This is a genomic window from Streptomyces endocoffeicus (genome assembly GCF_016741935.1).
GTDB lineage: Bacteria > Actinomycetota > Actinomycetes > Streptomycetales > Streptomycetaceae > Streptomyces > Streptomyces endocoffeicus.
On the sequence record NZ_JAERRG010000005.1, the window covers coordinates 230,538 to 243,923 of the forward strand.

Genomic DNA, 13,386 nt, shown 5'->3' on the forward strand with positions numbered 1-13,386 from the left:
ACGACCATATTTGAAGGGTTTCAGGCTGCGCTGACCGCTGATGAGGGCGGCGTTGGTCGCGCGCTTGGGGAGGCGTCGTGGAGGAGTACGCGGGCCGGGTGCTGGCCGACCGCTATCGCCTGCCCCTGCCGCCCGCCGACGAGTACGAACTCGTCGAGACCCGCGCCTTCGACACCTACAGCGGACAGGAAGTCCATCTGCGGCAGATACCGCTGCCGGAGGTCGTCGACGCCGAAGTCGTGGGCGACGACGCACGGTGGGGCGGCGGTCCGTCGGGGCGGAACGGCACGTTCGCCGGTGCCGGGCGTACGGCCCGGGGCGGCGGTGACCCGGCCGTCCGGCGCGCCATCGCCGCGGCGACATCCGCCGCGCAGATCCCCGACCATCCCCGCCTCGGCCAGGTCTTCCACGTCTTCGCGGAGGCCGGAAGCCTGTGGATCGTCAGCGAACTGGTCTCCGGCCGGCCGCTGGCCGCGCTGCTCGCGGAGGGCACGCTGTCCCCGCACCGCGCCGCCGAGATCACCAACGACATCCTTACGGCGCTGCGCGCCCTGCACGCCCACGGCTGGGTCCACCGCAACATCACCGCCCGTACGGTGCTGTTGTGCGACGACGGGCGCGCGATGCTCACGGGGCTGGCGGCGGGTGCCGCGGAGGAGGCGCTGTGCGGCTACGACCCCGTTCCGGCGCCCGCGTCCTCGCCCTCCCCGGACGCCGTGTCCGCCTTTGAGGACGGACCGTCGGCCGACGCCCCGGCCTCCCTGCCGCCGGGCCCGGCGGCCTCCGGCGACCACCCGGATCCGGCCACGCAGGGTCCGGCCGCCCAGGGTTCGGCCGCCCAGGGCCCGGCCGATCGAGTTCAGGGCCCGGCCGAGCGAGGGGGCGAAGGGCGCGCCGCCATCCCCGGAGCCCGTACGGCCGAGGGCGGCGAGGCGCGGCCGCACGGCGGCCCGCGCTACCACGACCAGGGCGCCGCGGGAGGCTTCCGGCCGCCGGGCCGCCCTTACGGTGGCCATGAACCGGCGGGCGAGGCACGGCCCGACGAACCCGCGGGCGCGGCCTGGCCCGGCGCCGACGGCCGGGAACACGGCGGCCAGGGCACATCGCCGGGCCTCCCCGAGCCACGGTCGCCGTACGGCGAGCACGGGGCGATCGAGGCGAGTTCGGGGCCCGGTGCGGGCGGTTCGGCGGGTCCGGGTGCGGGTGGCTCGGCGGGGCCCGGGGCAGACGGTCCGGCGGGTGCGGGCGCGGGTGCGAGTGCGAGTGCGAGTGCGGGCGTCGGTGGTCCGGTGAGGTCCCGCCCCGGTGGTCCGGTGTACCGGGATCAGATGACGTTCGGTTCGGGGGCCGGTGGGCCCATGGCGCCCTATCGGGACCAGGCGGCCGCCGGTGGACTCCCCGGGCCTCGGCGGGCGGGGCAGCCGGGACAGCCGGAGGACCGGGAGGGCGAACGGGGCGGCGCCGGTGCCGATGCGCCGAACGCGGCCGCGCGGGCGGCGCGGGCCAGCGCCATCGCAGCCTACGCGGCGGGCGCGCGAGCCGCCGCGCGGGCCAATGTCGACGCGGCCACCCGTTCCCCACACGCCCCCGAGCCCGCCCCGACGCCCGCCCTCGCCCCCGAGCCCGACCCGGAGCCGGTGACCGGCGGCGCCCGCTGGTCCGGCCGGCCGGAGGCCGCGGAGAACGCCCAACCGACCGCCTCCGAAGGCCCGTCCGCCTCCGAAGGCGGCTCCTGGGACTCTGGCGGAGCCACCGGCGGCGGCCCCGCCACCGCGCTCGCCGCCGAACGCGCCCGCCAGGCCCGTATCGTCGTGGTCGGCGCCGTCACCGAGCGATGGGCGCCCGAGCAGGCGGGCCCGGTCCATGAGAACTGGCGGCTGGCGCCCCCGGTCGGCCCCGCCGCCGATCTGTGGGCGCTCGGCGTGCTCATGTTCCGCGCGGTGCAGGGCCATGCCCCGTACCCGGAGGAGAGCGCCGCCGAGCTGGTGCAGATGGTCTGCGGGGAGGCGCCCGCATACGCGGAGGAGTGCGGTCCGCTGCGCCCCGTCGTCGAGTCGCTGATGCGCCAGGACCCCACCGAGCGCCCGGACTTCGAGGAGCTGCGCGGCTGGCTGCGGTCCCTGATCCGGTCGGCGCCCGAGCCGGACGTCGGCATCAGCACGGTCACGGTGCCCTCGCTCGGCTCCGGTGGTGCCTCCGACCCCCGGCGGCTGCCGATCGTCCGCAGACGGGGCTGGCTGGTGCGCAGGGGCCGGGGCCGCCGCCCGGCCGCGGCGGCCGACGCGCCGGTGGGCCACGCACGGCACCGGCGGGACAAGCGCGAGAAGCGGGAGAGGAGCGAGCCCCGGGAGACCCGGCAGGCTCCTCCGGCGCCCCCCACCCAGCGCAAGCCGCGCAAACTGGGGCGGATGCTGCTCCTCCTGATCCTCCTGGGGCTGGCCGCCGCGGTGCTCTACGCGATGATGTTCATGCCGCGCTCCAAGGACGACGGCGGCCAGGAGCGTACGGGCTCGGCCGGTACGCCCAGCGCGGCGCCGCACGACCCCGCGGGCGGCGACAAGGGCGATGGCGACAAGGGCGACGGCGACGAGGGGGAGGCCGGAAAGCCCGCCGACCCCGGCAACCCCGGTGACCAGGAGCCGCAGTCGACCGACCCGGCCGGGCTGGCGAAGGGCTTCGCGGTCCGTAAGGACCCCAAGGGCTTCAAGGTCGCCGTCCACGAGGACTGGACCCGCCGGGGCGAGAACGGCCGCGGCCAGATCCGCTACATCGGGGGCGACTTCGAGCTGGTGGTCGTGGCCGGGCGGGACAAGATGTCCGAGTTCGGCGGCGACCCGATGGCGTACCAGCAGGACCGCGAGGCCGAACTGTCCGCCTTCCGCGGCTCCTCCTGGGCCTCGTCCTCCGGGCTGCGGCGGATCGACGTCGGCCGTACGGCGATGGCGGAGGGCGCGTTCACCTGGCGCGACAGCAGCGGGCGGAATGTGTACGCGCGCAACCTCGCGATGCTGATCGACGGCCGCTACCACGTGGTCCTGGTCATCGGCCCGTCCGATGAGCGCCGGGCGGTCAACCAGTACTTCGACCAGGCCACGGCCACGTACAGCACCACCAACGGCTAGGGCTCCACGGGGTCTCCGCCGCCTTCCAGCCCCTCGGGAGTTTGGCCTTCCAGCCCCTCCGGCGATTGAGGAGCGGGGTCTGGGGCGGAGCCCCAGTTTCGGGAAGGGGCGGGGAGGGGAACAGCCCGCCGCAGGCGTACGCGTACCGCCGACCCCCTAGACGGCCCCGCCCGCGAACCGCTCCCGCAACTGGTACTTCAGCACCTTCCGCAGCGTCTCGTTCCGGGGCAGAGCGTCCACCACCTCCAGCCGCTCCGGCAACTTGTGCACCGAAAGACCGGCCTCCCGCAGATACGACACGGCCCGGCCGAGCGTCAGTGCCTCCGCCCCGGCCGGCTGCTCCACGACGGCGCACACCAGCTCGCCCCGGTCCGGGTCGGGCAGGCCGATCACCGCCACATCGGCCACGTCCGGGTGCTGGTACAGCAGCTGCTCGATCTCCTTGGCCGAGATGTTCTCGCCCTTGCGGATGATGATGTCCTTGACGCGGCCGGTCAGCACCAGATGGCCGCTCTCCGTAAGGTGGCCGAGATCGCCGGTAAGGAAGAAGCCGTCCGCGTCGAACGCCTTACGGGTCTCGGCCTCGTCCAGGTATCCGGCGCAGACCGCCTCGCCGCGCAGCCGCACCTGACCGTCCACCACCCGGATCTCCATCTCCTCGGGCGGCCGGCCCTCGGTGGTGGCGAGGTTGTCGTCCGTGTCGTCCGGCGCCCCCATGGTGATCATGGGGACTTCGGTCATCCCGTAGCCGTGGGTGAGGGTGCAGCCCAGCTCCCGTACGACCTCGTAGTAGAGCTCGGGCGGCTTGGGCGCGCCGCCGCCCGCGAGGAGCCGCAGGGTGGGGATGAGCCGGCGCGAGGGGTCCTTGCGCTGCTCGGCCAGGAACATCGAGTAGAAGGCGGTGCTGCCGCCCGCGACCGTCACCCCGTGCCGCCGGTAGGCGGGCAGCGACTCCGGCAGCGAGAAGTGCTCGAGCAGCACGGCCGGGAAGCCGTACAGCAGCAGCATCACGGTGTAGTCGGGCCCCGCGACATGGGCGTACGGGAAGGCCATGGATCCGACGTCGTCCGGGCCGAGCCGCAGCGCGTGGGCGAGGCAGGCACCGGCGGCGATGAGGCTGCGGTCGGTGTGCAGCACGCCCTTGGGGTCGGAGGTGGTGCCCGAGGTCCAGTAGATCCAGCGGACGGCCCGTCCGTCGGTGGGCGGTGGCGGCAGCCGCGCCGCCTTGGGGTCGGCCACCGGCAGCGTGTCGTACGCCTCGAAGACCATCGGCGGCTCCGGCAGTTCGGCGGCCAGACGGCGCGCCATCGCGGTGTGGTCGAAGCCGCGCCACCGGCCGGGTACGGCGAAGAACCGCGCCCCGGACGCGCGGAGCGCGAACCGCACCTCGCGGTCGCGGTAGTACGGGATGAGCGGCGTCTGCACGGCGCCGAGGCGGGCGAGCGCCATGGTCAGCACGACCGTCTCGATCCGGGTGGGCAGCTGCCAGGCGACCCGGCTGCCGGGGCGTATCCCCAGCCGGTACAGCCCGGCGGCGGTCCGCTCGGCGCGGGTGCGCAGGGCGCCGAAGGTCAGCCGCCGGTCATGGCGGGCGGAGGCGGCGGCCTGGAGCAGGACGGGGGCGTCGGGGGTGAGGGCGGCGCGGTGCTCGAGCAGTTCCCACAGCGTCGCCGAGCCGCCGAGCTCATGCGCGATGTCGGTCATCCCGGCCTCCCATGGGGCGGTAGCTGACGACCCATCAGATAGTGCTCGAAGCGTAAGGGCGTGTGCCTTGTCGGTCCAGGGGGTGCGGACTAGCCTGCGGAAGCCCACCTTGTCTGACGGATCATCAGAAAGGGAGGTCGGCGACTGATGGATCTCACCTGCACGGAGGACGAGGAGGACTTCCGGCACCGGCTGCGCGCCTGGCTCGCCGAGGTCCTGCCCAAGCTGCCGGACCGCCCGCACCCGGCCGACTGGCCCGGCCGCCGCGCCTATGACTGCGGCTGGCAGCGCATGCTCCACGACGCGGGCTACGCCGGGCTGCACTGGCCCGAGGATGCGGGCGGCCGGGGCGCGACGCCCACCCAGCATCTGATCTTCCTGGAGGAGACCGAGCGGGCCGGTGCGCCCTATGTGGGCGCGGGGTTCGTCGGACTGCTGCACGCGGGCCCCACCATCGCCGCCGAGGGCACCCCCGAACAGCGGGCGCGCTGGCTGCCGCCGATCCTGCGCGGGGACGAGGTCTGGTGCCAGGGGTTCTCCGAACCGGACGCCGGCTCCGACCTGGCGTCGCTGCGCACCCGGGCGGTACGGGACGGCGATGAGTACGTCATCAGCGGAAGCAAGATCTGGACCTCGCACGCCGAGATCGCCGACTGGTGCGAACTATTGGTGCGCACCGCGCCGGTAAACGCCGACACGCCGAAGCACCGGGGCATCACCTGGCTCGCGATGCCGATGGACGCGCCCGGGGTGACCGTGCGGCCGCTGCGGACCCTCGCCGGGACGGCGGAGTTCGCCGAGGTGTTCCTGGACGAGGTGCGGGTGCCGGTCGGCCACCGGGTCGGGGAGGAGAACGACGGCTGGCGGGTGACCATGGTGACCCTCTCCTTCGAGCGCGGTACGGCCTTCGTGGGCGAGGTGGTCGCCTGCAGGCGGGTGCTGGAGGCGCTGGCCAGGACGGCGCGGGCCAACGGGCGCTGGGACGACGCGGTGCTGCGGCGCCGGCTGGGGCGGCTCGCGGCGGAGTGCGCGGCGCTGTGGCGGCTCACCCAGTGGAATGTGAGCGAGGCGCAGCGCACCGGCGGGGTGCCGGGCGTCGGCGGCTCGGTCTTCAAACTGCGCTTCTCGCAGGTGCGGCAGGAGCTGTACGACGCGGCCGCCGAGGTGCTGGGGCCGGACGCGCTGGACGCCGGTCAGGAGTGGGTCGCCGACCGGCTCTCCTCGCTCTCGTACACCATCGCGGCGGGGACCTCGCAGATCCAGCGGAACATCGTGGCCGAGCGGATCCTCGGCCTGCCGAAGGGACGGTGAGCGGGGCGTGGACTTCCAGCTCACGGACGACCAGCGGGCGCTGCGGACCGGGATGCGCGAGCTGCTGGAACGGCGCTTTCCGCGCACCCGGCTGCGGGCGGTGGTGGACGGGGGCGCGGTGCGGGGCGGAGGGCTGGACCGGGCGCTGTGGCGGGAGCTGGGCGCGGCGGGCCTCTTCGCGCTGCGGGTGGCGGAGTCGGCGGGCGGGGTGGGGCTGGGGCTGCCGGAGGTGGTGCTGGCCTTCGAGGAGGCGGGCCGTGCGCTGCTGCCGGGACCGCTGGTCGCGACGGAGTTGGCGGCGGGGCTTTCGGGATCTTTGGCGGCGGGTGCGGCCCAGGGCGAGACGGTGGTGACGGCGCTGGACGAGGGCGGTGCGCCGGTCGAGTATCTGGCCTCCGCCGATGTGGTGCTGGCTCTGGGGCCGACGGCGGTCGAGGTGATTCCGGCGGAGGAGGTGGCACGTTCGGCGGAGCCGATACGCTCCGTCGACCCGGCCACCCCGCTGCACCGGACGACCCCGGGCCGGACCCGGCTGGACCAGGCCGACCGGACGGGTCAGGCCGACCGGACGGGTCAGGCCGACCGGACGGGTCAGGCGGGGCCGGGGCGTTCGGGGCTCGCCGCCCGGCTGCGCCGCGAGGCGGCGCTGCTGACCGCGGCCCAACAGCTGGGCAGCGCCTCCCGTACGGTCGAGCTCGCGGTGAACCATGCCAAGCACCGCACCCAGTTCGGCCGGCCGATCGGCGCCTTCCAGGCCGTACAGCATCTGTGCGCCCAGATGCTGGTTCGTGCCGAATCAGCCAGAAGTGTGGTGTATGCCGCGGCGGTCACAGAAGACCCGGGTGACATCGCGGCCGCCAAGTTGCTCGCCGATGAGGCCGCTGTCCACAATGCCCGCGATTGTCTGCAAGTCCATGGCGGGATGGGCTTCACCTGGGAGGCGGATGTCCATCTCCATCTCAAGCGGGCCTGGGTGCGGGCAGGTCAGTGGCAGTCCGCGGCGGCGGCGGAGGAGGAACTGGCGGCCGGACTCGTGTCGACCGTTGAAACATGTTTGTAGCCGGGCTCGATGGATACGCCTGAATTGTTGGGATGTCGCATTCTCTGGGGATATCCCCAGAGCTTCTGAGGTGACCGAGCGTTGATACCAGGTTGTTTCCTAGGCGTGACTCGTCACAGGGTGGAGTCGAGGCCGGGCTCGGGTACTCTCCGTGGGGTGCGAGCGCTTATGGGGTGCGAGAAGCCCGGCGTTGCCCATGGGGCGATTCCGGGCATGACGGCGTGCCCCGCTCGCCCGGGGTATGCGACGCCCCGGCCTCGATGTTCGAGTCCTCAGGACGCGTGTCGCACAGTATGCCCCACGCATACTCCTTGGCGCTGGAATATGACGGAAGCGCTTGTTGGGGTGACTGTACGTCAACCATGCTGTCGCGCACGGGGGTACCTCCCAGCGGCAGCTGGGGGAGTGTCACGGTCCGTGACCTCTTGGAGGTACAAGGCGATGTGTCTGCCGGTTCGGATGGTGTGAGCGGTGCAGGTGCTTCAGGCGCAGATGGAGGTCAGGCCCGACCCGGCGGAGGTGAGTCGTGCCCGTCGATGGGCCCGTTCGCGGCTTGTCGGATCCGGTATCGGAGCAGATGAGCCACTCGCTGAGACGTTGATTCTGCTCATTTCCGAACTCGTCACCAACGCCGTGGTGCACACCGGCTGTCCGGCCGTGCTGCGGATGCTGTTCCCCGCCCAGTCGATGGGCGGCGGCGGGAGCGGTGGCGGTGCCGGGGGCGGGACGCCGGGGCCGTTCACGAGCCGGGGTGCCGGGGTGGGAACGGTCCGGGTCGAGGTCGCCGACGCCAGTGACCGCGCTCCGCGCCAGCGTTGCGCCGATGAGGCGGACACTCATGGGCGCGGTCTGGAACTGGTCGACGGTCTCGCCGACCGCTGGGGCTGGCAGCCGGAGGGGTCCGGGAAGCGGATCTGGTGTGAGATCGACCGTGCGAAGGGCGAGGAGCCGCTCTCCACGAAGCGAGCGGCCGCTCATGCGCCGTCACACATGGGGCGAATCAGGCAAAGTCCAGACCAGGTGTTGACGTGACGTGTTCGGTTGATCACTCTAGGATCAGCGATTCGTCGCGAGGGGACGCCGAGGGCTGTGGTGTCTCTGTGGATCCTGTGTTCACGGGGACGTTCCTTGGCGAGTGCGGGTCGCGCCCCCGCTGCTGAAACAGGGCTCAGCGTCGGGAGCCGGGTGGCGGTGCGCGGTGCCGTGCTCGGGGCGCGCATGAGCGCACCGCCACCCGAAAAAGACCGGCCCGCCGTCCCATCCACGGGCATCGGAGACGTCAAGGCGTCAGCGGCGTCAAGCCTTCAGAGGATCGCGACGGGTGCGACGGGCGAGCCCGTGCCGCCGACGAACGGCTCGGGCGGGGCCGACAGCAGAAAGGCGTAGCGCCCCTCTTCGGCGCAGGCTTCGGAGAGTTCCTCCAGATTCCAGTTCTGGCCCTGGAGCATGCCCATCTCGACCAGGTCGAGAGCGTGGACCGGCATCCAGAGGTCCTCGATCTCCGGTGGGAAGGCCTCGAAGGTCAGGGTGTCATTGGCGACCGCCGCCACATCACGGGCGTGGAACCACTCGGGCGTGCGCAGGGACAGGCCCGGTGAGGGGAACGCGTAGGCCTCCTTCTCGCCCGCCAGGTAGCGCTGGATCTGCCCGGTGCGGACGAGCGCGATATCGCCGGAGCGCACCCTCGTCCCGGCCAGCTCCTCGGCGGCGTCGAGGTCTTCGGGGGTGACCACATGCCCCTCGGGCAGCCGCTCGGCGCCCCGGGCCCGGGCCACGTCGAGGAGCACCCCGCGTGAGGCGAGGGGGCCCGCCTTGTCGATACCGCTGAAGGTGGCGCGGCCATGGGGGGTGATGGAGTCGGCGGGGCGGCCGTTGTAGATCCTGCCGGAGTGCGAGACATGGGTCAGCCCGTCCCAGTGGGTACCGGCCTGGAGTCCCATCGTCACGGCGTCGTCGCTGGTCGCCACCGTGCCCGGGCCGAATATCTCGAAGTTGACCGCGATCATCGTATGCAGCGGGTTGACCCGCCCGGGGATCATGCCGGTCTGGATGCCGTCCTGCCGCAGCGGCACCGCGAGCGGTACGCGACGGCCGGTCCGTATCGTCGCGGCGGCCTCCCGTACCACGGCATCGGTGATCAGGTTGAGCGTGCCGATCTCGTCCGCCGTCCCCCAGCGGCCCCAGTTGTTGACCCGCTTGGCGATCTCGTGGAACTCGGCTGGCAGCGGCATGGCGTCTCCTTCGGTGTTCCCGGCCGACGTTTGTGCGCGAGGGCTTGTACTCGGGCCGCGTCTGCTCAAAAATCTAACGGACCGTCAGAAACTCCGGGAGGGGACGCGACGTGGGCAACTTCTTGGACGGCAAGGTGGTCGCCGTCACCGGGGCCGGACGCGGTATCGGACGAGCGGTGGCCCTCGCCTGCGCGGCTGAGGGAGCACAGGTCGTCGTCAACGACTACGGGGTCTCGATCGAGGGCGGCGAACCGAGCAGCGAGGTCGCCGAGGCCGTGGTCAAGGAGATCGCGGCGGCGGGCGGCGAGGCGGTCGCGGTCGCCGACGACGTCTCGACCATGGCCGGTGGCCAGCGGATCGTGGACACCGCTCTGGAGCGGTACGGACGGCTGGACGGGGTTGTCTGCGTCGCCGGGATCCTGCGCGAGCGGATGCTCTTCAATATGTCCGAGGAGGAGTGGGACCCGGTGGTCGCCACCCATCTCAAGGGCACCTTCACGGTCTTCCGGGCGGCGTCGGCGGTGATGCGCCGCCAGCGCTCCGGCACCCTGATCGGCTTCACCAGCGGCAACCACCAGGGCAGCGTCGCCCAGGCCAACTACGCCTCCGCCAAGGGCGGGATCATCTCCCTGATGCGCAGCGCCGCGCTGGGACTGCACAAGTACGGCGTCACGGCGAACTGTGTCGCCCCGGTCGCCCGCACCCGGATGTCCGCCAACGTACCGATGGAGCTCAAGGAGATCGGCGAGCCGGAGGATGTGGCGGCCCTGGTCGTCTATCTGCTGAGCGAACGCGCCCGCGCGGAGCGGATCACCGGGCAGGTCTACACGATCGCTGGTCCCAAGATCGCGGTCTGGGCCCAGCCCCGTGAACTGCGCGCCGGATACGCCGAGGGCGCCTGGACCCCGGAGAAGATCGCCGACTTCCTCCCGGGCACGGTCGGCACCGACCCCATGCCGATGCTGGCCCAGCTGGAGGCCATGGCCCAGGCCGCCGCCGACGGCCAACGCCCCAACGCCTGACCCCGGCACCGGCGGGGCGCACCGGAAACACCCACCAGGGCCGACGAGGGGAGAAGTTGTGGACTTCGCTTTCGGGCCGGATGACGAGCGGTTCCGCGCCGAGGCGCGCGACTGGCTGGCCGAGCACTTCACCGGACCGTTCGCCGCTCTCAAGCAGCAGACCGGCGGCCACGCCGGTGAGGCGCACGGCGACGTGGCCGTCCGCCGCGCCTGGGAGCGCGAGCTCGGCACGGGCGGCTGGATCGGCCTGGGCTGGGACCGTACGGACGGGGCGTACGGCAACCGCGCCGCGACGCTGACCGAACAGGTCGTCTGGGCCGAGGAGTACGCCCGCGCCGGGGCGCCCGGCCGGCTGGGCCATATCGGCGAGAACCTCCTCGGGCCCACTCTGCTCGCCCATGGCGACTCCGCCCAACGCACCCGCTTTCTGCCGCCCATCGCCCATGGCGAGGAGGTGTGGTGCCAGGGCTACAGCGAACCCGACGCCGGTTCGGACCTCGCCGGGCTGCGGACCCGCGCCGTCCGCGACCCGGGCGAGGGCACCTATCGCATCACCGGGCAGAAGATCTGGACCTCCCTCGCCCATGAGGCCGACTGGTGCTTTGTGCTGGCGCGCACCGAGGAGGGCTCACAGCGTCATCATGGACTCTCCTTTCTGCTGGTGCCGATGGACCAGCCGGGGCGGATCGAGGTGCGGCCGATCCGGCAGCTGACCGGGACCGCGGAGTTCAACGAGGTGTTCTTCGACGGGGCCGTGGCCCGCGCCGAACACCTCGTCGGCGGCGCGGGCCACGGCTGGCGCGTGGCCATGAGCCTGCTGGCGGTGGAGCGCGGGGTCTCCACCCTGGTCCAGCAGATCGGCTTCGCCCATGAGCTGAGCCGGGTGGTGCGGCTGGCGCTGGAGACTGGCGCCGCGGAGGAGCCCGTCCTGCGTGACCGGCTCATACGGCAGTGGGCCGAGCTCAAGGCGATGCGCTGGAACGCCCTGCGCACCCTGGGCAGCGCACAGAGCCCCGCCTCGAACTCCGCCCGGCCGACCCGGGACCCCGCTCCGCGGAAGGCCGCCCCCCATGACCTCCCTCCGAGGAGCGCGGACCCCCAGGCCCCCGGCTCACCCGACCCCGGCTCACCTACCCCCGGCCCCCAGTACTCCGGCCCCCAGTACTCCGGCCCCCAGTACTCCGGCCCGCAGTACTCCGGACCGCAGGACCCCGGCGCGCCCAGCGTCGCCAAGCTGCTGTGGGGCGGCTGGCATCAGCGGCTCGGTGAGCTGGCCGTGCAGGTGAGAGGCGCCGCGGCCGCACTCGGCCCGGCGCGCTGGACCGCCGGCCGGCCGTACGAACTCGACGCCTTCCAGCGTCTCTTCCTCTTCTCCCGCGCCGACACCATCTACGGCGGCTCGGACGAGATTCAGCGCACCATCATCGCCGAGCGCGTACTTCACCTCCCCAAGGAATCACGCCGATGACGAAGACCTACGCGCACTGGATCGGCGGCTCGTGGCGGGCTCCCGGGAACGGGCATTACCCCGTCATCAACCCCGCCACCGAGGAAACCGTCGGCCATGCCCCCGAGGCCGACCCGGCCGATGTGGACGCCGCGGTCCGGGCCGCCCGGGCCGCGTACGACGGCTGGTCGCGCACCGCCCCAAAGGAGCGCGCCGCCGTACTCGACCGGGCCGCCGATCTGCTCGCCGAGCACGCCCCGGACCTGGTGCCCCTCGTCCAGGCGGAGACCGGGGCGACGCTGCGCGTCACCTCGTCCCTCCAGGTGCCCCCGGCGATCGACCGCTTCCGCCGCTATGCGCGCGGCGCCCTTGAACCGGACACCGTGCCACTGGCCCCGCTGCCCCTGGCCGCCACCCCGCTGGCGCCCGGCGGGCTGATCGGGGCGGCAGCGGTCCGCCGTCCCCTGGGTGTCGTCTGCTGCATCACCTCCTACAACTTCCCTCTCACGAATCTCGCGGGCAAGGTGGCCCCGGCCCTGGCCATGGGCAATACGGTCGTGGCCAAACCCGCGCCGCAAGATCCGCTGTGCTGTCTCGAGCTCGGCCCTCTGCTGAAGGAGGCCGGGCTCCCGGACGGTGCCTTCAATGTCGTCACCGGCTCGCGCGCGGCCGCCGGCGAGGCGCTGGTCGCGCACCCCGGTGTCGACATGGTCAGCTTCACCGGATCCACCGCCGTGGGGAAGAAGATCGCCGAATCCGCGGGGCGGTCGATGAAGCGCACCCTGATGGAACTGGGGGGCAAGGGCGCGGCCATCGTCCTGGGGGACGCCGACGAGCGAGTGATCGCGTCGGCGGTCGGGGCGGTCGGTTCGACCTTCTCCTTTCACAGCGGGCAGATCTGCACGGCGCCGACCCGTGTGCTCGTACATCGATCGCTGTACGAGAAGGTCATCGCCGCACTCACACACTACGCAGAGTCACTGAAGATCGGGGACCCTGTGGATAACTCCACGGTCGTCGGCCCGTTGATCTCCGCCGCGCAGCGCGATCGCGTCGAGGCGTATGTCTCCGGCGCCCGTGAGCAGGGCGCCCGGATCGTCGTGGGCGGCGAGCGCCCCACGCTCAAGCCCGGCTTCTACGTGGCCCCCACCTTGATCGCCGACGTCGACCCCGCGATGACCGTCGCCCGCGAGGAGCTGTTCGGCCCGGTCGTCGTGGCCCTGCCCTTCGACGACGAGGACGAGGCGGTGCGGATCGCCGACGCCACCCCCTACGGCCTCTACGACTACGTCTTCAGCGCCGACGCGGGCCGCGCCTGGGCCCTCGCCGCCCGTCTGCGCAGCGGAAACGTCGGTATCAACACCGCCCAGCGCCACCCCGAGACACCGTTCGGCGGTTTCAAGGAAAGCGGAGTCGGCCGCGACGGCGGCTCGTTCGGCCTGCACGCGTACAGCGAACTCCAGTCGCTGGTCTGGGTCGCCTGAGGCAC

At 72.7% G+C, this 13,386-nt stretch carries 9 protein-coding genes; 7 read left to right on the forward strand and 2 right to left on the reverse strand.

Annotation, left to right across the window (positions count from 1 at the left end; translation table 11 throughout):
* Nucleotides 1-77: 77 nt before the first annotated feature.
* The gene (locus tag JK364_RS15945) at nt 78-3,122 is read left to right on the forward strand and encodes a serine/threonine kinase C-terminal domain-containing protein (RefSeq protein ID WP_201851724.1); all 3,045 of its coding nucleotides are present in this window, start codon (nt 78-80) and stop codon (nt 3,120-3,122) included.
* A 156-nt stretch (nt 3,123-3,278) separates the two neighbouring features.
* Here the strand turns inward: JK364_RS15945 and JK364_RS15950 are convergent, their stop codons facing one another.
* Nucleotides 3,279-4,826 carry an AMP-binding protein gene (locus JK364_RS15950; protein ID WP_201851725.1) on the reverse strand — a complete coding sequence of 516 codons (1,548 nt, stop codon included), beginning with the start codon at nt 4,824-4,826 and terminating at the stop codon, nt 3,279-3,281.
* A 147-nt stretch (nt 4,827-4,973) separates the two neighbouring features.
* Here JK364_RS15950 and JK364_RS15955 point away from each other — a divergent pair, with 147 nt between their 5' ends.
* The 3 genes from JK364_RS15955 (at nt 4,974) to JK364_RS15965 (ending at nt 8,229) form a co-directional block, all read left to right on the forward strand.
* A complete protein-coding gene (locus JK364_RS15955) occupies nt 4,974-6,137 on the forward strand; it encodes an acyl-CoA dehydrogenase family protein (RefSeq protein ID WP_201851726.1) in 1,164 nt (387 codons plus the stop codon).
* Between the two features lie 7 nt (nt 6,138-6,144).
* Complete coding sequence (locus JK364_RS15960) at nt 6,145-7,197, forward strand: acyl-CoA dehydrogenase family protein (RefSeq protein WP_201851727.1); 1,053 nt, start codon at nt 6,145-6,147, stop codon at nt 7,195-7,197.
* 471 nt (nt 7,198-7,668) lie between these two features.
* A complete protein-coding gene (locus JK364_RS15965) occupies nt 7,669-8,229 on the forward strand; it encodes an ATP-binding protein (RefSeq protein ID WP_201851728.1) in 561 nt (186 codons plus the stop codon).
* 272 nt (nt 8,230-8,501) lie between these two features.
* Here JK364_RS15965 and JK364_RS15970 read toward each other — a convergent pair whose 3' ends face one another.
* Nucleotides 8,502-9,428 (reverse strand): cyclase family protein, encoded by a 927-nt coding sequence (locus JK364_RS15970; RefSeq protein WP_201851729.1) that lies wholly within the window; start codon nt 9,426-9,428, stop codon nt 8,502-8,504.
* A gap of 110 nt (nt 9,429-9,538) precedes the next feature.
* Here JK364_RS15970 and JK364_RS15975 point away from each other — a divergent pair, with 110 nt between their 5' ends.
* From JK364_RS15975 to JK364_RS15985, 3 genes are read left to right on the forward strand one after another with little or no spacing between them, the layout of a single operon-like run.
* A complete protein-coding gene (locus JK364_RS15975) occupies nt 9,539-10,450 on the forward strand; it encodes an SDR family NAD(P)-dependent oxidoreductase (RefSeq protein WP_201851730.1) in 912 nt (303 codons plus the stop codon).
* A gap of 58 nt (nt 10,451-10,508) precedes the next feature.
* Entirely contained in the window at nt 10,509-11,918 is a 1,410-nt protein-coding gene (locus tag JK364_RS15980) for an acyl-CoA dehydrogenase family protein (protein ID WP_201851731.1), read from the forward strand.
* On the forward strand, nt 11,915-13,381 hold the full coding sequence (locus JK364_RS15985; RefSeq protein WP_201851732.1) for an aldehyde dehydrogenase family protein: 1,467 nt from the start codon (nt 11,915-11,917) through the stop codon (nt 13,379-13,381). The genes JK364_RS15980 and JK364_RS15985 overlap by 4 nt, the downstream gene beginning before the upstream one ends.
* Nucleotides 13,382-13,386: the final 5 nt, after the last annotated feature.

Bases quoted from the DNA above. Each gene is read 5' to 3' on its own strand.
- JK364_RS15985 (WP_201851732.1), top strand. From the start codon at position 11,915: ATGACGAAGACCTACGCGCACTGGATCGGCGGCTCGTGGCGGGCTCCC.
- JK364_RS15950 (WP_201851725.1), bottom strand. From the start codon at position 4,826: ATGACCGACATCGCGCATGAGCTCGGCGGCTCGGCGACGCTGTGGGAA.
- JK364_RS15970 (WP_201851729.1), bottom strand. From the start codon at position 9,428: ATGCCGCTGCCAGCCGAGTTCCACGAGATCGCCAAGCGGGTCAACAAC.
- JK364_RS15955 (WP_201851726.1), top strand. From the start codon at position 4,974: ATGGATCTCACCTGCACGGAGGACGAGGAGGACTTCCGGCACCGGCTG.